General features: G+C 47.2%; 21 protein-coding genes. All 21 read left to right on the plus strand.

The features are described from left to right. Positions 1–15: 15 nt before the first annotated feature. On the plus strand, positions 16–927 hold the full coding sequence (locus L7H18_01905) for an RHS repeat-associated core domain-containing protein (protein ID UMX48278.1): 912 nt from the start codon (positions 16–18) through the stop codon (positions 925–927). A 4-nt stretch (positions 928–931) separates the two neighbouring features. Beyond that, positions 932–1,378 (plus strand): hypothetical protein, encoded by a 447-nt coding sequence (locus L7H18_01910; GenBank protein UMX48279.1) that lies wholly within the window; start codon positions 932–934, stop codon positions 1,376–1,378. A gap of 522 nt (positions 1,379–1,900) precedes the next feature. After that, complete coding sequence (locus L7H18_01915) at positions 1,901–3,091, plus strand: FMN-binding glutamate synthase family protein (protein ID UMX48280.1); 1,191 nt, start codon at positions 1,901–1,903, stop codon at positions 3,089–3,091. Positions 3,092–3,198: 107 nt separating this feature from the next. Beyond that, a complete protein-coding gene (locus L7H18_01920) occupies positions 3,199–3,573 on the plus strand; it encodes a hypothetical protein (protein UMX48281.1) in 375 nt (124 codons plus the stop codon). 18 nt (positions 3,574–3,591) lie between these two features. Next, a complete protein-coding gene (locus L7H18_01925; protein UMX48282.1) occupies positions 3,592–6,189 on the plus strand; it encodes an AAA family ATPase in 2,598 nt (865 codons plus the stop codon). Between the two features lie 215 nt (positions 6,190–6,404). Further along, positions 6,405–7,388, plus strand: coding sequence for a hypothetical protein (locus L7H18_01930; GenBank protein ID UMX48283.1), 984 nt, complete (start codon positions 6,405–6,407; stop codon positions 7,386–7,388). A 2-nt stretch (positions 7,389–7,390) separates the two neighbouring features. Beyond that, positions 7,391–7,978, plus strand: a complete 588-nt coding sequence (locus L7H18_01935) for a hypothetical protein (protein UMX48284.1) — start codon at positions 7,391–7,393, stop codon at positions 7,976–7,978. 6 nt (positions 7,979–7,984) lie between these two features. Next, a complete protein-coding gene (locus L7H18_01940) occupies positions 7,985–8,797 on the plus strand; it encodes a transposase (protein UMX48285.1) in 813 nt (270 codons plus the stop codon). A 263-nt stretch (positions 8,798–9,060) separates the two neighbouring features. Further along, complete coding sequence (locus L7H18_01945; GenBank protein ID UMX48286.1) at positions 9,061–10,809, plus strand: [FeFe] hydrogenase, group A; 1,749 nt, start codon at positions 9,061–9,063, stop codon at positions 10,807–10,809. Between the two features lie 162 nt (positions 10,810–10,971). Continuing rightward, positions 10,972–11,478, plus strand: a complete 507-nt coding sequence (locus L7H18_01950; GenBank protein UMX48287.1) for an iron hydrogenase — start codon at positions 10,972–10,974, stop codon at positions 11,476–11,478. Positions 11,479–11,485: 7 nt separating this feature from the next. Continuing rightward, positions 11,486–11,707, plus strand: a complete 222-nt coding sequence (locus L7H18_01955; protein UMX48288.1) for a disulfide oxidoreductase — start codon at positions 11,486–11,488, stop codon at positions 11,705–11,707. A gap of 248 nt (positions 11,708–11,955) precedes the next feature. Next, complete coding sequence (locus L7H18_01960) at positions 11,956–12,978, plus strand: hypothetical protein (protein UMX48289.1); 1,023 nt, start codon at positions 11,956–11,958, stop codon at positions 12,976–12,978. Positions 12,979–12,994: 16 nt separating this feature from the next. Continuing rightward, positions 12,995–13,225, plus strand: coding sequence for a glutathione S-transferase N-terminal domain-containing protein (locus tag L7H18_01965; protein ID UMX48290.1), 231 nt, complete (start codon positions 12,995–12,997; stop codon positions 13,223–13,225). A 226-nt stretch (positions 13,226–13,451) separates the two neighbouring features. Further along, the gene (gene gap, locus L7H18_01970; protein ID UMX48291.1) at positions 13,452–14,474 is read left to right on the plus strand and encodes a type I glyceraldehyde-3-phosphate dehydrogenase; all 1,023 of its coding nucleotides are present in this window, start codon (positions 13,452–13,454) and stop codon (positions 14,472–14,474) included. 244 nt (positions 14,475–14,718) lie between these two features. After that, positions 14,719–16,638, plus strand: a complete 1,920-nt coding sequence (gene acs / locus L7H18_01975; GenBank protein UMX48292.1) for an acetate--CoA ligase — start codon at positions 14,719–14,721, stop codon at positions 16,636–16,638. Between the two features lie 176 nt (positions 16,639–16,814). Next, positions 16,815–17,051 (plus strand): hypothetical protein, encoded by a 237-nt coding sequence (locus L7H18_01980; protein UMX48293.1) that lies wholly within the window; start codon positions 16,815–16,817, stop codon positions 17,049–17,051. After that, positions 17,024–17,698, plus strand: a complete 675-nt coding sequence (locus tag L7H18_01985) for a nucleotidyl transferase AbiEii/AbiGii toxin family protein (GenBank protein UMX48294.1) — start codon at positions 17,024–17,026, stop codon at positions 17,696–17,698. Before L7H18_01980 ends, L7H18_01985 begins: the two co-directional genes overlap by 28 nt. Before the next feature lie 127 nt (positions 17,699–17,825). Continuing rightward, positions 17,826–18,350 (plus strand): hypothetical protein, encoded by a 525-nt coding sequence (locus L7H18_01990; GenBank protein UMX48295.1) that lies wholly within the window; start codon positions 17,826–17,828, stop codon positions 18,348–18,350. Between the two features lie 27 nt (positions 18,351–18,377). Further along, positions 18,378–19,373, plus strand: a complete 996-nt coding sequence (locus L7H18_01995) for a virulence RhuM family protein (GenBank protein UMX48296.1) — start codon at positions 18,378–18,380, stop codon at positions 19,371–19,373. Between the two features lie 30 nt (positions 19,374–19,403). Continuing rightward, positions 19,404–21,800, plus strand: a complete 2,397-nt coding sequence (gene ppsA / locus L7H18_02000; protein ID UMX48297.1) for a phosphoenolpyruvate synthase — start codon at positions 19,404–19,406, stop codon at positions 21,798–21,800. Positions 21,801–22,074: 274 nt separating this feature from the next. Next, positions 22,075–23,070, plus strand: coding sequence for a carbohydrate kinase family protein (locus L7H18_02005; protein UMX48298.1), 996 nt, complete (start codon positions 22,075–22,077; stop codon positions 23,068–23,070). Positions 23,071–23,161: the final 91 nt, after the last annotated feature.

The raw sequence follows: 23,161 nt of genomic DNA on the forward strand, positions 1-23,161 counted from the left end.
TTTCGCCCTGGCACGGTGAAAGGCACGGGCACCAGTGCCAAGGCTTATGCCAATTTCACCGACAGCCTAAACGGCACGACCGTAGTGGTGGATTCCAACAACGCGGTTGTTGAAACCACGGATTATTATCCCTTTGGCGCGATCCGGTTTGATAACCAAACCAACAATTACAATGAAAAGCGCAAATACATCGGCCAGGAGTACGATGCCGAAACCAGCTTGTCATACCTCAACGCTCGGTATTACAATGGAACCATCGGCAGATTCGTCACCCAAGACCCGGTTTTCTGGGGCAATCAGAATTTGAGTGATCCGCAGAGCTTGAACGCGTATAGCTATGCCAACAACAATCCGATTACCTTGAGCGACCCGAGCGGCAAATGGGCGGAGACAGCATTTGATGTATCGATGCTGGGCTATTCGCTTTATGAATTTTATGAACATCCAAGTTGGAAGAACGCCGGCGCGGTTGTTTTGGATGCCGGTTCGGTTGCCTTGCCAATCATACCTGCGGTCGGCGGCTTGGCAATTAGGGGCGGCAAGGGTACAGGAAAAGCTGTGTCAGTGATTGCGAAGAATCAAAATACGAATGCTGCACTTAATAATATTGGACAACAATCTTTAAGCTATGCAAAAAATCTTGCACAAACCGCATCTAGCCCTGTACTTAAAAATATTGTCAAAAATACATACAGATCAACAGATACAATCCCCGGAGGTACTTTTGGGGCATTAAGGAATGAAATAGTAACCGGCTTACCAACAAAAGGGAAATATCATCTCGAAAAAACACAGAACACATTGAATGCTCTTTCAAATTTATTAAAGAATCCAGACAAATTGACTGCAGGCGATTTAAAGGTAATGCAATCGTTGATTAACGATGCTGCGAAAGAAATTGCCGCAGCTAAAAATGCATTAAAATAAAAAAATGGTCAATAAACAAAAACTTGGTAGTAAAATAAATAATTTGTTGTTGGATTTAAAAAAAATTTCAAATAGTAAAGGTATTCCGGCTGTTGATAGCAACAAGCAGCCTTGCTTGATAAAATTGTGCGATACTGTGGTTGAGTTTGTACCCGAGTTCAAAAATTGCGAAGATTTTTTATTATTTGGAAAGGAAAATCCGTATTTGCATTTTGGAGTGTTTGGAAGTTTTTTGTGTGAACAAATAGATAAAGATATTGCTTCCGATGCTATTGAGCGCGGATTTAATTTTGTTAATGAATCATATAATAATATGCGTGATGAGCATATCCAAACCATGCTGTCTACTGAAATATTGGAGAAATTAACGGCTTCTGAAAAGATGATAGTTATCGCAAAGAAATTTTTGATAGGAGATGCGCTTAATCAATTTCAAAAGATGCTTGAATAAAATTTTGCGTTAAGCGCATCTTCGCCAACGGCCGGATGTTGGCCACGGTGAGGGGGACGGGTGCCAGCGCCAAGGCCTACAATAACCTCACCGACAGCTGGTATCCCTCGCAAAAGCCTCGGGACAGGCAACAAGGGTTAGACCCTTGTAATACCGTCCTGGTAAGCAGTCGCGTCGTGTTGTTTGGTTTGACTTTGAGGATAATTTTGGGTATGATTGCGATGTCGGAAGCACGATGTTGTGCCGCGACGCGTTTTAACGATGATGTTACCCGTGAGCGGGTTTTTTGTTTGCGTTTGACAATGGTCGCGAGTCGGCTATAATTCTATTGTTTTGAATGTGAATTATGAATATATAATCATATCAATAATTATCTTGAATTAAGAAATCATTAAATTCAGATACTTTTAAAGGGGTCTAACCCCTGCGTTATCCCTCGGATTATCTCGGGACAGGCAACAGGGATAGACCCCAAAATACAAAGCATTTCGTAATTCAATAGAATATAATCATAAAAATTTCATGATAAATTGGACAAAAAAAGTGCAGGATCGGATCGCGAAAGTGCCGGTGCGGGGCGGGCGGTCGCAAAAAGAGGTTAACGGCGGGTTTAACGATCTGGTGTTCGCGCCGGCACAGCTGGCAAAACGGCCGGTGGATTATTTCAAGGAAGAAATCAGTTCAAAAACCATTATCGGCAAAAACAGTTTGAAGCCGGTGGAAATTGCCGCGCCGATCGTGATCGCGGCGATGTCGTTTGGCGCGCTGTCGAAAAACGCCAAGATCGCGCTGGCAAAAGGTTCAACTTTGGCGGGCACGATTGCCAATACCGGCGAGGGCGGAATGCTGGCCGAGGAGCGCGAGTTTGCCAAAAAATTGGTGATTCAATACAGCACCGGCCGGTTTGGCATTGACGAAGAAATTCTGAAGCTTGCCGACATTATTGAAATAAAAATCGGGCAGGGGGCGAAAGGCGGGCAAGGGGGATTGTTGCAAAAAGAAAAGTTGACTCCCGAAGTGGCATCGGCGCGCCGGGTCAAATTGGGCAAAGATGTTCATTCGCCGGCTTGCCATCCGGATATAATTTGCGCCAAGGATTTGAAAGATAAAATCGATTGGTTGAGAAAGTTGTCGGGCGGCGTTCCGATTGTCGTCAAACTGGCCGCCGGCGATGTGAAAGATGATGTCGCCCTTGCCATTGAAGCGAATCCCGATGTTATCGCCATTGACGGCGGCTGGGGCGGCACGGGCGCGGCGCCGGAAGTGATGCTTGATGAAATGGGGATACCGGCTTTTCACGCGCTGGTTTCCGCGCGCGAAATTTTGGATAAAAACAAAGCAGAGCAAGAACTTTGGATTGCCGGAGGGTTCTATACCGGCGGCGATATTGCCAAGGCGCTGGCGCTGGGCGCGGACGCGGTGTTTATGGGTTCGGGAATGCTGGCGGCGATGGGGTGCGCGGGATGTAATTTGTGCTACACCGGCCAATGCCCAAAGGGCGTGGCCACGCAAGATCCCAATTTGGCGAAAAATTTGGACATTGATGCCGCGGCCGGCAATATCGCCAACTTCATTAAGCACTGCAACGAAGAAGTGAAAATGATCGCCGGCGCGACCGGGCATAACGACATCCATCGGCTTGTCAAAGGCGATTTGCGCGCGCTAACTTTGGAAACCTCCCGAATCGCCGGCGTGAAGCTTGCCGGAGAATAAGCGCGGCCTTTGCCGATTTATCGTTTGGGCATGGAAATTGAAAAACGGGCGCCTGATCCGCACCCCGTTTTTGTTTTTTGCGGCAATGTTTGATAAAATGAACGAATATGGCGAGTTTATTCTTCGAATGGTATTTTTTGGAAATTCCCGCGAAAATCAAAAAAATTTGGGGGAATTATTTGTGGTTTTCCGCCAAGTATTTCGCGCTGTCCGATATGTTGCGGGATTTTTTAAAACCTTGGAAGGGACTGACATTTTCGCGCCAAAAGCGGGCGTTTGAGATCGGCGACGCGTTTTCGGCGGCGTTCGGCAATTTGATTTCGCGGATGATCGGCGCGCTGGCGCGGCTGTTTTTTATTGCCGTTGGGTTGGCGGCCGAGGCCGCGGTTTTTATCGGAGGAATTGCCGCGTATATCGGGTGGCTGGTTTTGATTCCGGCGATTTTTTATTTTCTGTTCAAAGGTCTTGGACTGTTGGTTTAATGTTGAACAATATATTTTATGGCGGATGATTTTTCAAAGTCGGCGACATTCGAATCGGCGGATCGGGCGAAAGCCGCGCCGCTGGGTTTGTTTTTATTTTTGAAACGCGCCAGTTTCATTGTTCTGGCCGCGGGGCTGTTGATTGAACTGGCGCGCGCTTTGTTTGCCGGGTTTGCGGCCGCGCCGTTATTTTTGGCGGCGATCAATAAAGATTTATTGGCCGGAGCGATTTATCTTTCGCTTTCTTTCTGGATGGCTTTTACCTTGGCCGTTGCTTTCGCGCGCCAGAAGATAATGCGGCCGGGCCGGCAACTTGATCAATCCGCGGCGGACGGCAATTTGTACGACTATCTTGATTTTGAAGCCGCGCGCATATTAAAAAAGACGCTATCGCGCCAAAATTTGCCGTTTGATAAATTGCTTTTGTATTATATTCTTGATTCGGACAATTTGTCGTTCGCGCTTGACCGGCTTTGCGTTGATCGCGCCACCTTGAAGCGCGATTTGCTGTCCGGGATGAAAAAAAACTCGAAATCAATTGAGTTGGCGGATTCAAAACCGGCGGAACCTGCCAATCGGGAATCGCGCGACGCCGTGATGGCGGCCGCGCTTGATATCGCCATGGAAAACGGCAATTCCAAAATAACGGTTTTCGCGCTGTTTTTAGCTTTGGCCAACCGCGACCCGGATTTCCAGAAAATGATGGACGAACTGGCGCTTTTGAAAGAGGATGTCGAGTCGGCGGTTTTGTGGCAGATGAACCGGCGGGAATACCGGGTTTTCCGGGGAAAATTTTGGGAGCGCGACAATTTGCGTTTGCTATTGCCAACGAGTCTGGTGCGCGACCTTGTCGGCGGTTATACCGTTGAATTGGATTCTTATTCAAGGGATTTGTCGCAAAACAGCCCTTTGCGCCGCGGCGGCGTTGTTTTGCATTTATCGGAAATCCAGCGGCTTGAAGAAGCGTTAACGAAGAAAAGCGGGAATGGCGTGCTGTTGGTGGGCCAAACCGGCTGCGGCCGCAAGAGCGTTGTTTACAATTTCGCCAACCGCGTGGCCGGTGAAACCGGACCGCGGGCGCTGAAGATGCTGCGGATCATGGAACTGGATATGCAGAGCGTTATCGGCCGGAACTCCGACAGATCAAAACTGGTCGCGGTAATAGAGAAAATTTTTTATGAAGCGGTCGCGGCGCGCAATGTGGCGATCGTTATTCCGGAAATTCAAAATTATATCGGTTCGCGCGCCGATGGGCGGAAATTGGCGCAAATCGATATTAGCCCGATACTTAACAAATATTTAGCGGTTCCGGGTTTTCGCGTTATCGGAATCACATCTCCCGAAGGCTTGCGCCGTTCAATCGAAACGGCTGGCGACATTGCCGCAAGGTTCACCAAGATTGAATTGCCGCCGGTGACGGCGCGGGACGCGATGCGCGTGTTAAAAGAGGAAAGTTTGCGCCGCGAAGCCGCGACCGGGTTGTTTTTTCCGATTGCGACGCTGAAGGAAATCGTGAAGCTTTGCGAAATGATCGGCGGCGAGCGCGTTTTCCCCGAAGTCGCCGTCGATCTTCTGGATGATATTGTTTCCAATAAAATGAATTCTTCAGGCAAGATAAACAGAATGGTTTCGCCCGGGGAAGTCGCCGCGTTTTTCACCCGCAAATACAATATGCCGGCCGGCGCGGCGCAAAACGAGGAAAAAGAGATTTTGCTCAACCTTGAGGATTTGATCCACGAAGGCTTGGTGAACCAAAAAGAAGCGGTGGCGGAAATCGCCAACGCGATGCGGCGTTCGCGCGCGGAAATCAAACAACAAAAACGCACCATCGGCAATTTCCTGTTTTTGGGGCCCACCGGCGTGGGCAAAACCGAAACCGCCAAGCAGTTGGCCAAAGTCTATTTCGGTTCGGAAAAGAATATGATCCGTCTCAATATGGCCGAATATCAGACCGTGGACGCGATTGAAAAATTGATTGGTAATGACCGGAATTCGGGGTATTTAACCGGCGCGGTGCGCGAAAATCCGTTTTCCTTGCTTTTGATCGATGAAATCGAAAAAGCCGATATCCGCTTGCTGGATATATTTTTGAGTATTTTTGACGAAGGCCGGATTACCGATGGGCTTGGCCGCGAGATTGATTTCCGGCACGCGATAATCATCGCCACTTCAAACGCGGGCGCGGAATTGATTCGGGAAGCGGTTGGCAACGGGATGCCGGCGGCGGATATGAGGAATTTAATTATTGACGAATTGCTTAAAAAAGGCGTTTTCAAACCCGAGTTTGTCAATCGCTTCGACGCGGTGGTAATGTATCGGTCGCTTGACGAAAAGGAAATCGAGCAAGTGGCGCGGTTGATGCTGGAAAGCGTGCGGGTCGGTTTGGCTCAAAAGCGCATTGAATTTGAAGTAACCGATAAACTGGCGCGAGAATTGGCCCGAATCGGTTTTGATCCGGTTTTCGGCGGCCGGGCGATGCGCCGCGTGATTCAGGACAAAGTTGAAAATCCGATTGCCACCGCTTTGCTCGGCGGAGAGTTGAAATCCGGCGGGAAATTCGAAATCAATCCGGTTGAATGGCGGGTGGAGCTGGCGTCGGATCGTGAAAATGGATAGCCTTGCGTTGAAAATTCAATCGCTATACAATAGATCTGCTGCGTAAATATTTCCTACCGCAATTTCCATATTTCGGCTACGCCGAATTCGTCAATCGTCGGCAGATTTAGGCTCAATATGCCTCCTCATTCCTTATTCGGCTCGCTCGAAATCTGAAAATTTCATCGCGTAAATATTTACGCAGTAGGTTTAATAAAAATACTTTTTTAAAAAATATGAATATATTCGAGAAATTAAAGGAAGCGAATTTGAAGGGGCGCGGCGGGGCCGGATTCCCGGCGTGGCAAAAATGGCAGATGGTGAAAGATGCGCAGGGCGAAAAAAAATATGTCGTTTGCAATGTGTCCGAGGGCGAACCCGCGGTTTCCAAAGATATTTTCATTCTTGAAAACTGGCCCGAAATCGCGGTTGAAGGGATCGATCTGGCAATGGCCGCCATCGGCGCGGATAAAGGTTATCTTTATCTGCGCAAAGATTATTTTGATAAATACAAAGATAAGCTGGCGGGTATTATCGGCGAAAAACAAATCGAAATTGTGCGCGAGCCGGGCGGTTATCTGGGCGGCGAGGAAACCGCGCTTCTGGAATCGATCGAAGGCAAGCGTTGCGAGCCGCGAATCAAACCGCCGTTTCCTCCGCAAGCGGGATTGTTCGGATGTCCTACCTTGATCAACAACTTGGAAACGCTTTATTTCGCGGCCAAAATCAACCGCGGCGAATACGACAACACCCGGTTTTATTCAATTTCGGGAGATATCGTCGGCGAAGGCGTTTATGAATTGCCCGAGTCGTGGCCGATCCGCCGGATTTTGGAAACCACCGGGAATTCGCCTCAAAATGGATTTTTTATTCAAGCGGGCGGCGGCGCCAGCGGCACGATACTGCTCGAAAACGAATTGGACGCGCCGTTAACCGGAGCCGGTTCGATTGTGGTTTATGATTTCGCGAAAACCGATCCGCGCGAGCTTGGTTTGCGATGGGCGGAATTTTTTATCAAAGAAAACTGCGGCAAATGCGTTCCCTGCCGCGAAGGCGTTTATCGCCTGCGCGAAATCTTTTCAAAAGAGCATTTAGATTCGGTTGACATCGGCCGCGCGCGCGATATTGTGAAATTGCTGGCCGCGGCCAGCTTCTGCCCCTTCGGCAAAGGCGTGGCCAACTCTTTCGGCAGTTTGCTGGAGAAATTGATTAAGCTATAGTTATGAATAATTTAGACATGGATTTAAAAACGGCAAGCGGGTTATTTGAGCGATACATCACCGATTCGATGACTAAATTGCATTCAAGGGAATCCGAAGTTTTTATGCGGGCGTTGGCGCGCAGGTTTGGTGAAAATGAGGATGATTGGGGAATAATTGGCTTATTGCACGATATTGACTGGGATTTGACAAAAAATGACCCGACACAACACTGCGTAAAGGCGGAAAAAATCCTAAAAGACGCCGGGGCTGGCGATTTTTTAGTGGAAACGATATTGTCGCACGGATACGGCCTTGAAGCAATTCCCGCCTTGAAAGAAAAAACGCGAATTACGAAAATTCAGCATTGCTTGGCCGCGGCCGAGACTTTGACCGGCGTCATCGTGGCCGCGGCATTGGTTCAGCCGGATAAAAAGATTCAAAGCGTGAGCCTGAAATCACTGAAAAAGAAATTCAAAGACAAATCATTCGCGGCAAAATGCAATCGTGGCGTTATCTTGGAATGTGAAAAAGCCGGAATCCCGCTTGATGAATTTTTGCAAATCGGATTGGTTTCTTTACAAAATATTGCCGATGAAATCGGTCTATAATTTGCAATGCTCAAAGCATTGCGGAAATTCTGCAATGCTTTGAGCATTGCCATAATTGATATGGGTTCTAGGATTGAGCCCTACGGGGTTGGGAGTTACCTTCATGTTTATAATCGTGGCGTTAAAAAAGAGCCAATTTTTTTCAGCAAATCGGATTATTGGCGTTTTTTGTGGTGTTTAAGATTTTTTAACGAAGAACGCCCTATCACCAAATTGGCAAGATGTTTGAGCGATCTTATTTTTCTCCAAAAACAAACATTGCGAAATTTAAGTTCGCGCGATTATCGCGACGGGCGCAACACTTTTGAGTGGCGGCAAGAGTGGGGTGAACAAAAGCCAATAGTTGAAATAATATCGTTTAATTTGTCTCCCAATCATTTTCATTTATTGTTGAAAGAAATTATTGTTGGTGGAATCGCCAAATTTATGCGCAAATTGGGCGCCGGATATACGGAATACCAGAATACTAAAAATAACGGTTCCGGACATATTTTCCAAGGTTCATATAAGGCAAAAATCGTTGAAGAGGAAAGATATTTGCAATATTTGGATGCATACATCCATGTATTGAATCCTTTTGAATTGTTTGAAGGTGGAATTGATGAGGCGATAAAAAATTTCGACAAGGCGTTTGATTTCGCTCTGAATTATCCTTTTTGCAGTTTGGGCGAATCGTTTGGCCTGCGCAATCTAAATATAACAAATAGAGAGTGTTTCAAGAGTATTTTCAACGATTTGCAAAATTATAAAGAATTTTGCCGCGACGCGCTAATTGTAAGAAATGGAAGAAGTTTTTTGGGCAAATTGACTATTGATTAATTTTGCAATGCTCAAAGCATTGCGGAATTTTTGCAATGCTTTGAGCATTGCAAGGATTGATATTGACATTATTGTGGCAAAAGATATTGTCAAATTGCCGGCGCTTTTGGAAAAATCGGAATAAATATGAAAGCGCGGGGGAATAATTACGCGCTTGCGGGACAAAACCTTTTGGCGGTTCTCTTGTTGTGGTAGTATAATTTTAATGGAATAATTTATTTGCCAAAACGAAAAAAAACGGGTTAATAACAATCAACAAAATTATGAAAATAACAATTGACGGCAGGGAAATTGACGCGAAAGAGGGGCAGACAATACTTGAAATAGCGAAGGAAAACGGAATTGAAATTCCGGCGCTGTGCTATCATCCGGATTTGTGCGTGAAGGCGAATTGCCGGATGTGCGTGGTGGAAATTGAAGGGATCGCCGCGCCGCAGGCCGCTTGCGCGACAAAAATTAAGGAGGGTATGAAAGTTGTCACGCAAAGCGAAAATCTTTCGGCTTTACGCAAGACCAATTTGGAATTGCTTTTGGGCCAGCACCGGCGTGATTGCGCCAAATGCGTGTGGCAGGGCAAGTGCGCGCTGTTGAAATACGCGCTGGAGTTAAAGGCCGATTTGAATGCCTATCCTTTGCGCAATCCCGAACCGGAAATCGTTAAATTCGGACCGATAATTTTGGACAAATCAAAATGCATCAATTGCCGCAATTGCGTTGATATGTGCTCCCGCCAAACCGGTTCCCGGCGCGGCGGCGAAACCGAATGCAAGTCGGACGGGTTTTTGGAAATCGACGGCCGGGGATATGAAAACGGCGTGAAACCGTCCGATGACGGCAAAAAGGATTGCATTTATTGCGGGCAGTGCATCGTGCATTGTCCGGTGGGCGCGCTGGATGTTGAAAGCGCGGTGGATGAAGTGGACGCGCTGCTGAAAGACAAAAAGGGGAAAACTTTGGCGGTGCAATTCGCGCCTTCAATCCGTGCGTCAATCGGGGAAATGTTTGGTATTCCTCACGGGAAAGTGGTTACCGGCCAACTAACTGCGGCGTTGAAAAAATTGGGTTTTGACAAAGTTTTCGATACGAATATGTCCGCGGATTTGACCACGGTGGAGGAAGCCAAGGAGCTGGTGCAAAGAATTAAAGAAAACAAGCCTTTGCCGATGTTCACTTCCTGCTGTCCGGCGTGGATCCGCTATGTTGAATTTTATCGTCCCGACTTGATTCCTCACATTACCACGGTCAAATCGCCGCAAAATATGCTGGGCTCGCTGATCAAGACCCGCTGGGCGGAAAATAACGCTGTCAAGCCCGAAGATATTGTTTCGGTTTCCATAATGCCCTGTACCGCCAAGAAATATGACGCGTTCAAACCCGAAGAAAAAATCAATGGTTTAGCGCCGGCGGACTTTGTTTTGACCACTCGCGAGCTGGGGCGGCTTTTGCAAAAAAACAAAATCAATCTCAAAGATATGCCCGAAGGAACCGCCGACGATCCGTTTGGCGTTTATACCGGCGCGGGGACGATTTTTGGCGCCACGGGCGGCGTAACCGAAGCGGCGGCGCGCACGGCGCACTGGCTGATCACCGGCAATAATTTGGAACAGGCCGATTTAAATAATTTGAGAGGCATCGCCGGACTGAAGAAAGCCGAAATTGAGATCGCGGGAATCAAATTGAAAATCGCGATTGCCAACGGGATGGAAAATGCTAAAATAATTCTGGACGATCTGGCGAGAGACCCCAAGGCCTATGATTATGTTGAAATTATGGCTTGCCCCGGAGGCTGTATCGGCGGCGGCGGCCAGCCCCTGCCGGTGAGCGACGAGATTCGCCAAAAGCGCGCGCAAGGGCTCTATTCCGACGATGCTGCCAAGCAAATCCGTTTTGCCCACGAAAGTCCGGCGGTGGCCGCCGTTTATGACGATCTGCGAAACGACGAACACAAAATTCACGAAATTTTGCACACGCGATACGCGCAAAAAGGAAAAAGCGAAATCAAAAAACAATAATTTCCAATTTTCAGTTATCAATTTTCCCGCCAAAGGACGGATTCGCCTCCGGCGGACATTGAATTTTCAATTTAACAATGTGCGTATTTGTATTTTTGTTCGGCACATTGGAAATTGTTGCATCTATTGAAAATTGAGAACCGTTGATTGGAAACTGAAATCATGGTTAAATTATCAACATTATCGATATCAAAAGAAATAGTTTTAACCGCGGGGCTGGTTGGGGCGGCGGTATTGGCGCCGTTGGCGCATTCGCAATTGGTGACCGGAACGATTGTCAACGCGGTTTTATTCGGCGCGGTGATGCTGGCCGGGTTTCGCGCGGCGTGCGCGGTGGCGGTGATTCCCAGTTTGATCGCTTTGGCCGCGGGAACTTTGCCGTTGGCGATGGCACCGATGATTCCGTTCATAATGGCGTCCAATGCCGTGTTGGCGGGAGTGTTCGCGTTATTGAAAAAAACAAATTATTGGATCGCGGCCGCGGTTGCCGGCGGGGCGAAATTCGGATTTTTGGTTTTGAGCGCGAATGTTATTTTGGCGGCGATGACACACGGTAAAATGACCGCGGCGCTGGCATCAATGATGGGCTGGCCGCAGTTGATCACCGCGTTGCTGGGCGCCGGATTGGCGTTCGCGGTTTTTGAAAGAAAATTGTTTAAAAAAATGTAAAAATAATATGGCTTTTAACGAAAAAACCACTTTGGAAGAAGTGCTGGAACTTTCCGTTGCGGAGGATGTTTTGTCGAAATATAATGTGCCGTGTTTGGGGTGTCCGATGGCAAAGATTGAAGCTTCAAGCCTAACGATTGGACAGATATGCGCGTCCTATGGCATCGACCAGGAGAAGCTGTTGGCCGATCTTAACGCGATCGCGATGAAGCCCAAGATCAAAAAGTAGCTGTAACCGCTTATCGGGATTAACTCTGAGAGCGAATGCGAAAGTCAATCCTCAGTTTTTGGGAGGTTTGGTTTTCGCATTCGTGCCATTCGTTGCCGCAAATTCGTTGAGGATTGACCTCCCAAAAGTTGAGGTCAAACCTCCACAAATTTGCTCCCCGGTGAGCGGTTGTAAGCGGGTTGGGTTAGTTGCAAGGTTTGTTGTTTGTGGTATATTTAATTTGTAAAAAATAATTTAACAAAAACCGTATGATAAAAGTTAAGAAAAGCGTGTTGATACCGGCAGTTGGATTGATTCTGTTCGCCGCGATTGCCGCGGGAGCGTATTTCTGGATGCCGGCGCAATTTCGCCCGCTGAAAACGATGAAAGCCGATGACGCGGCCAAGAAAGCGATTGACTATGTCAACAAGAATATGCTTTCGCAAGGAATGGTTGCCACTTATAAAGATGTGAAAAGCGAAAACGGAATGTATACATTCAAATTGACGGTTCAGGAAAAAGATTATGCCGCTTATGTCACGAAAGACGGCGCGCTTTTCTTCGCGGAAGGAATTCCGCAGGCGATCCCCTTGGATAAATCTTTGGAAAGCGAGAGCGCGAACACGGATGTTGCGAAGACCGACAAACCGGATGTGAAAGTTTTTGTGATGAGTTATTGCCCCTATGGCTTGCAGGCGCAAAAAATGTATTTGCCGGTTTACGATTTGTTGAAAGACAAAGCGACGATAGGCATATATTTCGTGAACTACGCGATGCACGGCAAAAAAGAACTTGACGAAAACTTGCGGCAGTACTGCATTCAAAAGGATCAATCAGACAAATACGCCGCTTATTTGAAATGTTTTACGGTCGCGACGACCGCCGCGGACGGCACGGCCGGATACGCCAAATGCTTGACTTCGGCGGGGGTTGATCAATCCAAATTGGGCGCGTGCACGGCGGCGGTTGACAAAGAATTCAAAATTACCGCCGATTACAACGACAAGACAACATGGATCAGCGAACAATTCCCGAAATTCGCGGTTAATGATGATTTGAACACGAAATATGGAGTGCAGGGGTCGCCCACGATCGTAATCAACGATACCGATGCTTCCTCATTATTGGCGAGCAGATCGCCCGAAGCGTTTAAACAGCTTATTTGTTCGGCGTTCAATACCCAGCCGTCCGAATGCGGCACGGCGCTGTCTGATGATCAGCCTTCAACCGGATTCGGCGCGGGTACGGCGGCGGCAAACACGGGCGCGGCGGAAGGTTGCGCGACCAACTAAATATCGCTCAAGAAACATGATCAAAATCTATTCAACGCCGTTTTGCCCGTATTGTTCAACATTGAAAGACTATTTGAAAGAAAAAAAGGTTGAATTCACCGATGTCGATGTTTCGGAAAACGAAAAAGAGAGGGATGAGATGATTGAGTTATCCGGCCAAATTGGCGTACCGGTGGTAAATGTGGACGGCAAAATAATCGTGGGGTTTGACAAAGAACAGATCGATGAAGTGTTGAAGTTGAAATAAAAAATCGAAAACATTGGAACTGACGCATCAATTTGCGCCAGTTTTGGTAAAAAATAATTTTCAATTTTCAAACTTCAATTTTCCCGCCAAAGGACGGGTCCGCCTCCGGCGGACATTGAATTTTCAATGATCCAATGAACAAACGGGATGCCAACCTGCATTTTGTTTGAAACATTGCGATTTGGAACATTCATTGAAAATTGTAAATTGAAAATTAGCAATACTTATGGCTAAAATCGCAATCAATGGTCTTGGAAGAATCGGTCGGCATGTTTTTAAATTGATCTTGGACAAACACCCGGAGTTGGATTTGGCGGCGGTAAACGATCCCACCGATCCCAAAGTTATCGCCCATCTTTTAAAATATGATTCCATTTATGGCCGGTGGGATAAAGAGATTGAAGTTTCGGAAAAAGAAATAATCGTGCGCGGCAAAAAGAGCGATAATCGCGCGGCGATTTTCGCGGAAACCGATCCGGCGAATTTGCCTTGGAAAAAATTGGGCGTGGATGTGGTTTTGGAGTGCACCGGCCGTTTCACGAAATACGATGACGCGGCCAAGCATTTGATCGCGGGTGCCAAGAAAGTGGTGATTTCGGCGCCGTCCAAGGATGGCGAAAAGGTTCCGTCATATTTATTGGGCATTAACGCCGATGATTATGATCCGGCCAAAACCGATATTATGGATATGGGTTCTTGCACCACCAACTGTTTGGCGCCGGTGGCAAAAGTTTTGAATGAAAATTTCGGCATCGTGAAAGGTTTTATGACCACGGTGCACGCCTATACCAATGACCAAAAAATTCTTGATCTGCCGCATAACGATTTGCGGCGGGCCAGGGCGGCGGGATTGAATATTATTCCCACCGGCACGGGCGCGGCCAAAACCATTGGCAAGGTGATTCCCGATTTGAAAGGCAAGCTGGACGGCATTGCCTTGCGCGTGCCGGTACCGACCGGATCGGTGGTGGATTTGGTTTGCGAACTTGGCCGGGAAACTACCGCCGCCGAAGTCAACAGCGCTTTGGAATTGGCTTCCAAGAAAAAGCCGCTCAAAGGCATTATGTTTTGCGAAACCGCGCCGCTGGTCTCCAGCGATTATATCGGCAGCGGCTATTCCTCAATCGTTGACGCGGGGCTGACAATGGCCAACGGCAATATGGTCAAAATCGTGGCGTGGTACGACAACGAGTGGGGCTATTCCACCCGCCTGGCGGAATTTGCCGAATTCGTGGGTAATAAAATCTAAAATGAAAAAACGAGTTAATAATTTCGCGTATATTGATGGCGCGAATTAAAATAATAAACCCCAATAGAGACGAAACTCTATCAGGGTTGAACTATATATTGAAATCACATTTAAAAACCGCACTAAAAGTGCGAAAATTAAGGAATCAAATGATTTCAATGATTCCCATCACCGGTGCGGGTTCATAGTGTGATGTGAATAGTATTTTCAACTTAGCGAATATCTCTATAAAGTTAAAAAATCCATGATTAAAAAAGGGGAATTGTATTGGCCGGACGCGGCGGCGAAGAAGCGGGCTTGGTTGAAGTCAAGGGCGGTTTATGCGCTCGCCGAGAAAAATCCGGTGAAGTTTTGGGAAACCATTGCCAAGGAGTTGCTTTGGCGCAAAAAGTGGACTAAGGCCTATATGGACACGCCGCCGCATATCAAGTGGTTTGCGGGGGCGAAGTTGAATATTGCGGAGAATTGTTTGGACCGGAATTTGGCGGCGCGGAAAAACAAGGTGGCGCTGATCTGGGAGCCGGACGATTCCGCCCAGCCGGCGCGGATCATCACTTATTACGATTTATACCGCCAGGTGAATAAGTTTGCCAACGCTTTAAAAAAACTTGGCGTCAAAAAGGGCGACCGGGTGGGAATTTATTTGCCGATGATCCCCGAAGTGGTGGTGAGCATTTTGGCGTGCGCGCGCATCGGCGCGGTGCATTCAGTGGTGTTTTCCGCATTTTCGGCGGCGGCCTTGCAGGTGCGCTTGCAGGATGCGGGCGCCAAAGTTCTGGTCACGGTGGACGGTTATTATCGCCGCGGGAAAATCGTTGATCTGAAAAAACAGGCTGATGAAGCATTGAGCGGCACGGCCGTAGAGAAGGTGGTGGTGGTCAAGCGCGCGGGGAATGAAGTGCCGTGGACGCAAGCGCGCGATGTTTGGTATGAAGAAATTGTTCGCGGCGAATCCGATGAATGCGCGCCGGCGGTAATGGATGCCGAAGATCCGTTGTTTATTCTTTACACCAGCGGCTCCACCGGCAAGCCCAAGGGGGCGATGCATACTTGCGGCGGGTATATGGTTTCGGCCTATGCCAGCGATAAATGGATTTTTGATTTAACCGATGATGATATTTTCTGGTCTACGGCGGATATCGGCTGGGTGACCGGACACACTTATTCTTGTTATGGCCCGCTATTGAACGGTGCAACCTTTATACAGTTTGAGGGCTCGCCGGATTATCCCAATCCCGATCGTTGGGCAAGCGTGATTGATAAATACGGTGTGACCGTGTTTTATACCGCACCCACGGCGATTAGAATGTTTATGAAAAACGGTACGGAAATTTTGAAGCCGTATTCGTTAAAAACATTGCAGGTTTTGGGGTCGGTGGGCGAACCGATTTCGGAGAAGGCGTGGAACTGGTATTTTACCGAGGTGGGAAAAAAGAAATGTCCCATCCTGGATACTTGGTGGCAGACCGAAACCGGCGGGATTGTGGCGACATCTTTGCCGGGAATCGGGCCGTTCAAGCCGGCACATACCGGATTGCCGCTGCCGGGGATTCGTATTCGCGTGGTTGACGAGGCGGGCAAAATTTGTCCTGCGGACAAAGAAGGCAGCGTGGTGCTGGTGCCGCCGTTTACTCCGGGGTTGTTGCGCGGCGTTTGGGGTAATGAACAAAAATTTATTGATACTTATTGGAGCCAGTATAAAAACAAACTATATTTTTCCGGCGATCTAGGTTATCGCGATAAAAACGGGTTGTTGCGGGTGGTGGGACGCGCCGACGATATGATCAAAGTGGCGGGACATCGCTTGACCACGGGCGAACTGGAGAGCGCGGCGTGCCACGAACCGATGGTGGCCGAATGCGCGGTGGTGGGCGTGGTGGATGAGATAAAGGGCGAAGTGCCGGTGGCGTTTGTGGTGCCCAAAAGCCAATCTAATGTTGAGGGATTAAAAGAAAAAGTCGTGGCGGCAATTCGTTCCACGATCGGTCCGATTGCCACTCCGCACCAGGTTTTCATTGTGGCCGATCTGCCCAAAACCCGTTCGGGCAAAATAATGCGCCGCATTTTGCGCAAGGTTTTCACCAAAGAAGAACTGGGCGACCTATCCACCTTGGCCAATCCCGAAAGCGTGGAAAGCATCAAAAACACTGTCAATTCTGTATAGGAATTTGTATTTTGGGTCGTTCCCCTGCGTAGCTTCAGCGAAGCAGGGGTGCGACCCCGGTAAATTGTATTTTTTCAATTTCCCGCTTTTGCGGGATTTTGTTTTGAAATTTTTGAACTACGAAACGCTCGCCTCAACGCATTTCGTAATTCAAAAAAATGTGGTAAAATAGCAGTATGGAGACAATGGAATTCCGGCAGGCATTGTTTTGGGATGTTAATCCCAAAAATATAGACCCTAAAAAAAACGCGCAATATGTGATTGAGCGGATTTTGGATTTCGGCAACGATGCCGAGGTAAAATGGATGTGGGATTATTACGACAAAGCGCTGATAAAAAAGATCGTGGACAAATCGCGCTGTTTGCGTCCGCGCACCAAAAATGCATGGAAACTGCTTCTGGAAAATTATTGAATTTTGGAATTTTACCGCCACAAACCAAAATTGCGTTTGATTTTTTGTCGTCTCAAACTTGGCTGGAAGGAAGCGGCTGGTACTTGGCGGGCGGCACGGCGCTGGCATTACAGGCAGGGCATCGCAAATCATTCGATTTGGATTTTTTTATGGCCGGACGAAGCTTTGATACCAAAAAAGTTTTGGCCAATTTTTTAGATATTGCCGATTGGAAAACAAATCTCGATGAAGAAAATACGATTTATGGCGAATTATTCGGTGCGAAAGCGAGTTTTATCGCTTATCCTTTTTTTATACCGGCAGATGATTTTATCAAGCATGGGGCGATCAATATTTTGACGAGCCGGGATATCGCGGTGATGAAAATTATCGCTATCTCGCAAAGAGGCCGAAAGCGGGATTTTTTTGATTTGTATTGGTGTTCCAAGAATATTGAGCCGCTGGAAAATATCGTTAGAAGGTTGGGGAAACAATATCCAAGCGTAGCGCACGATTATCACCACATTTTAAAGAGTTTGGCCTATTTTGAAGACGCGGAGGCGGATTCTGACCCGGAAATAAAATTTAAAGCGAATTGGGGTCAAATTAAAAAATATTTTAAAAGTGAAGTGCCGCAAATTATGAAAAAAATAATGGATTTAAAATAAACTACCCCGTGGCAAAGCCGGCGGAGTATTGTTGAAGTTTCTCGTTGGTCGGAAATTTATAACGCACTAATCAAAGCGCGCAAAGGCGATTCCGCGAGTGTTGGCGTGCTTGAAGTGATTGATTGATATGGCGCGTCCCAAAATCAATGTTTTCATCGGTGCAGGCATTGGTTTGGCAATTATATTGGTTGCCGGTGTCGTTTTTATGCAAAAATACCCTTTTGGGGTTAAAAAATATAAAACCATTTTCGTTGGTATGGATGCGGCGGAGAAAGCGGGTGATTCGATCGGTTGGGCGCCGCCGGATGACACTGTTATGGAATCGAAATTTTATGTGTATTCTTTGGGCGATGAAGCAATGTGTATCAATTCAAGCTGTGGTGCGGGGGCATATTTTGCGGAGTGTCTGGGCGGTTGGATTTCCGGTTATAAAGATATTGGCGATGTGGCCGATTACGGTCTGCGCGAGGCGGGAGTGGACATTAATAAACAAAAGATTATTACCATTGCCGACAAAGACGCGAAAATCGTTGGCGTTTACCCCGGCGCCGGCATCAGAAATTTACCTTACATCATGAATAACCATCGCAATCTTGTTTCAAAAGAAACTTTTGATATTTGCTGGAATATGATGCCGCGGCTATGGAAATAATCAAAATGAGGTGTGGTGCCAAAAAATATGAAGGAAAAAATTGGGCAAAATAAAATAGTTATTTACAAAACCGCGAAAAACGAGGTGGAGTTAAGCGTGCGGCTTGAAAAGGAAACTGCGTGGCTTTCGCTGGATCAGATTGCAGATTTGTTCAACAGGGATAAATCGGCAGTTTCTCGTCATATTAAGAATATTTTTAAAGAAAAAGAATTATTTAAAAAATCAGTTGTTGCAAATTTTGCAACAACTGCGGCGGATGGAAAAATATACAAAGTGGATTATTATAATTTGGATGTAATCATATCGGTTGGCTATAGGGTTAATTCGGCGCGAGCAACGCAGTTTCGTATTTGGGCAACTAAAATGCTAAAAAATTATTTGGTTAAGGGTTACGCAATCAACGAAAAGAGGATTTTGGAGGCAAAAGAGAAATTTGCGGAACTGCAAAGCGTGATTTATTTTTTAGAAGAAAAATCAAAGACGGAATTATTGGCGGGACAAGAAAGCGAAATTTTGAATTTGCTTTCCGGTTACGCGAAAACACTTTCTTTGCTTGAGCAATACGATAAGGGTGAGATTTCGGAGAGTAAGGGCGCAAAAACAAAGTATGTTTTGAAATATGATGATTGCGTTGAGGTTATCGCCAAAATTAAGGTGGATTTAATGGGTAAAAGCGAGGCAAGCGACCTTTTTGGTAGCCAAAGAGACGGAAATTTTGAGGGAATTATCGGCGCGCTATATCAGTCGTTTGGTGGCCAAGTTTTATATCCCGCGCTTGAAGACAAGGCGGCGCATTTGCTATACTTGATTATCAAAGACCATCCGTTTTCTGATGGCAACAAGCGGATCGGTTCGTTTTTGTTTGTATATTTTTTGGACAAAACAAACACGCTTTATCGCCAGTCGGGCGAGCGCAAAATTAATGATAACGCGTTAACGGCATTGGCGTTGTTGGTTGCCCAAAGCGATCGGAAAGAAAAAGAAATAATGATAAAAATTATTAAAAATCTAATCGCGGATTAAAACAATACTATGGAAACAGAAAATCAAAATATGAAGCAAGATATCAATCAAAATATCAACCAGAAAAATGTGGTTTGGTTTAAGGAGGTGACCAAGAAGGATGTGGAGTTGGTGGGCGGGAAGAACGGGTCGTTGGGCGAGATGTTTTCCCAGCTGGGCGAAAAAGGCGTGCCGGTGCCCAACGGATTTATCACCACCAGCACGGCTTTTTGGCGTTATTTGAAATTCAACGGGATCGATAAAAAATTGGGAGATATATTCAACGGCTTGGATGTCAATAATCTAAAACAGCTCAAAAAAGCCAGCATTGCCGCGCGCAATCTGGTGCTTAAAGGAGAATTTCCGCCGGATTTTAAAAATGAAATTTTGGCGGCCTACAAGGAATTGTCGGCATATTACAAAACCAAAAATTTGAATGTGGCGGTGCGGTCGTCCGCGACCGCGGAAGATTTGGCCGGAGCGTCGTTTGCTGGCGCGCACGAAACTTATCTAAACATCGATACGCCCGCGGAACTGCTGGACGCGGTGAAGAAATGCATTTCGTCGTTGTATTTGGATCGGGCGATCGTTTATCGCGCCGAAAAAGGTTTTGACACGCTCAAAGTGGCGCTGTCGGTGGGCGTGATGAAAATGGTGCGTTCGGATATGGCTTCCGCCGGGATTATGTTTACCTTGGACACGGAAACCGGATTTCGCAACGCGGTATTGATAAATTCAATCTACGGCGCGGGGGAAATGATCGTGAAAGGCCATGTGGTGGCCGATCAATATTATGTTTTTAAGCCCGCCCTTAAAGCTGGAAAAACCGCGATTATTTCCAAAACATTGGGCAACAAAGACATTAAATATATTTTTGACAAGAAAGTCGGCTTGAAAGAAATGAAAGTTTCGGCGAAGGATCGGGCGAAATTTTCGCTCACCGACAAAGAAGCCGAACAGCTGGCCAAATGGGCGGTGATCATCGAAGAGCATTACCAAGGGCCGCAGGACATTGAATGGGCCAAAGACGGTAAGAGCGGCCAGTTGTTCATTGTTCAAGCGCGGCCCGAAACCATCTATGCCGGAAACGAAGGCAAAAATGTGTACGAAGAATATGAAGTTAAAACCAACGCCAAACCGCTGGTAACCGGAATCGCCGTGGGGAACAAGATCGGCCAGGGCAAAATCCACATCATTCCCAATGTCAAACAGATCAACCAATTCAAGAAAGGCGAGATTTTGGTTACGAATATGACCGATCCGGACTGGGTGCCGATCATGCGCATCGCTTCGGCGATCGTGACCGACGAAGGCACCAAAACCTGCCACGCGGCCATTGTCTCGCGCGAACTGGGCACGCCCTGCATCGTGGGCGCGAGAAACGCCACCAAAGCGTTAAAAAGCGGGGTGATGGCCACGGCCGATTGCACGCAGGGGTTGGAAGGCCGGGTTTACGCCGGAAAAATTCCTTATGAGAAAAAAGAATACGATCTGGGCGCGGTTCCGGAATTGCCGACAAAGATTATGCTTAATGTGGGCACTCCCGAAGGCGCGTTCAAAGCGTCGTTTTTGCCCAATGACGGCGTGGGATTGGCGCGAGTGGAATTTATTTTTGCCGACAAAGTGAAAGTGCATCCGCTGGCGTTGATAAATTTCGCTAAATTAAAAGACAAAAAAGTTAAGGCGCAGATTGAGCGGATCACCGCCGGCTACAAAGACAAAAAAGAATTTTTCGTGGATAAGCTCGCCGAAGGTATTGCTACGATCGCCGCGGCGTTTTATCCCAAACATGTGATCGTGCGGTTTTCGGATTTTAAAACCAACGAGTACAGTGCGCTGTTGGGCGGCAAAGACTATGAGCCTTTGGAATCCAATCCGATGATCGGCTGGCGCGGCGCGTCCCGTTATTACGACCCGCGCTTCGAGCCGGCGTTTGCGATGGAATGCGCGGCGATTAAAAAAGTGAGGGAAGCTATGGGTTTGGACAATGTGTGGGTGATGGTTCCTTTTTGCCGTACGGTTGAGGAAGGCGGGAAAGTTATCGATGTGATGAAAAAGAACGGTTTGGAATCAAACGCCAACGGTTTGAAAATTATGGTGATGTGCGAGATTCCTTCCAATGTGATTTTAGCCGACCGATTTTTGGATATTTTCGACGGAATGTCGATCGGTTCCAACGACTTGACGCAGTTGGCACTGGGTTTGGATCGCGATGCCGGCCAGCTCACGCACATTGCCGACGAGAACAACGAAGCAGTGAAAATTTTAGTGGCGCAGGCGATCAAAGCTTGCAAGGCCAGAGGCAAATATATCGGCATTTGCGGCCAAGCCCCCAGCGACTATCCGGAATTCGCGGAATTTATTATGAAAGAAGGCATCGAAACCATGTCGCTCAATCCCGACAGCGTGATGAAAACGATTATCAAATTGGGCGGTCTGCGGAAATAAAAAAGGCAACTTTAATTTGCCAATTTATCTCCGATATATGATCCCGCATAGACTAATACACAACCAAAAAGGATCGCTACGATTTCGATCAGATTATTTTTAACGATCAAATCTAAATTTGGGATCACCACTATCAGATATAGCAAAAACCCTGCGATTGTGCCTATCAATGTATGTATGAAAATCACCTCGTTTTAAGACTATAATAAAAATTGACTTTGTCAACACTCGAGTTTGTTTTATTTGTTTGGAAATTGAAAATTATTTTAACTCTATGTTTGATGCAATTACTTTCGGGAGCGCGGCGTGGGACGCGTTTATGGATCTGCCGCCAAAATTCGTTAAAAAAAGCGCGCATTTCACTCCGGCAAAGAATTTGGTTTTTGATCTGGGATCAAAAATCGATGTTCCCGCAACGCGGTTTGCCTTTGGCGGGGGCGGCGTGAATACCGCCCGGACATTCGCCGCGCAGGGTCTTGATACCGCCTATTGCGGCATGGTGGGCGACGACATTCCCGGCCGTGAAGCGATTGAGTATCTGAAAGGATTGGGCGTTGACGCTTCAATGGCGGTGAAAACCGATAAAATTTCCACCAACAGTTCCGTGGTGCTGAACGCTCCGGGGATGGATCGCGTGATTTTGGTTTATCGCGGCGCGTCGGAATTGTTGGAAAACAAAAATATCCAATGGGACAAAATGAACGCCAAATTGTTTTATTTGGCGCCGTTGTCGGGCAAATTATGCCGTCTGACCGAGCAAATCACCGCGCATGCCAAAAAACAAGGCGCGATGGTGGCGGCCAATTTGGGCAATTCACAACTGGAGATGGGGCGGGCGTGCATTAAAGGTCTGCTGGCGCGGATTGATGTTTTGATATTGAATCTTGAGGAGGCCGCGGCGATGACGGGAGCGAATTGCGCCGATGAAGCAAGGATTATCAAAAGAATCGTCTATATGCATCCGAAAATCAATGTGATCACGAAAGGCAAGGACGGCGCGATAATCATTGCCGGCGAGAAAATCTATGAGGCAAAATTAAAACCCTTTAAGGTTGTCGATGTCACCGGCGCCGGAGACGCGTTCGCTTCAGGATTTATGTCGGGAATGATGGCAAGCGGCAACGATGTCGAATATTCAATGAAGCTGGCGCTGGTTAACGCCAAACATTGCTTGTCTTCGCGCGGCTCCGAAGGCCTGCCGGCAAAACAGAATCGCCACTTGATCGAGCAAGAAAACATCAAAGTCAAAATCCGTCCGTTGAAAGATTGAATTCGATTGCCGGCGAGGTTTGACAATCGGCGAGGTTTGATTTTGCCATTGCGCGTTTTCTGCTATAATCTAAATAAAGAAGTTTAAATTA

The sequence above is a fragment of the Candidatus Nealsonbacteria bacterium DGGOD1a genome, from assembly GCA_022530585.1.
GTDB lineage: Bacteria > Patescibacteriota > Minisyncoccia > Minisyncoccales > UBA5738 > UBA5738.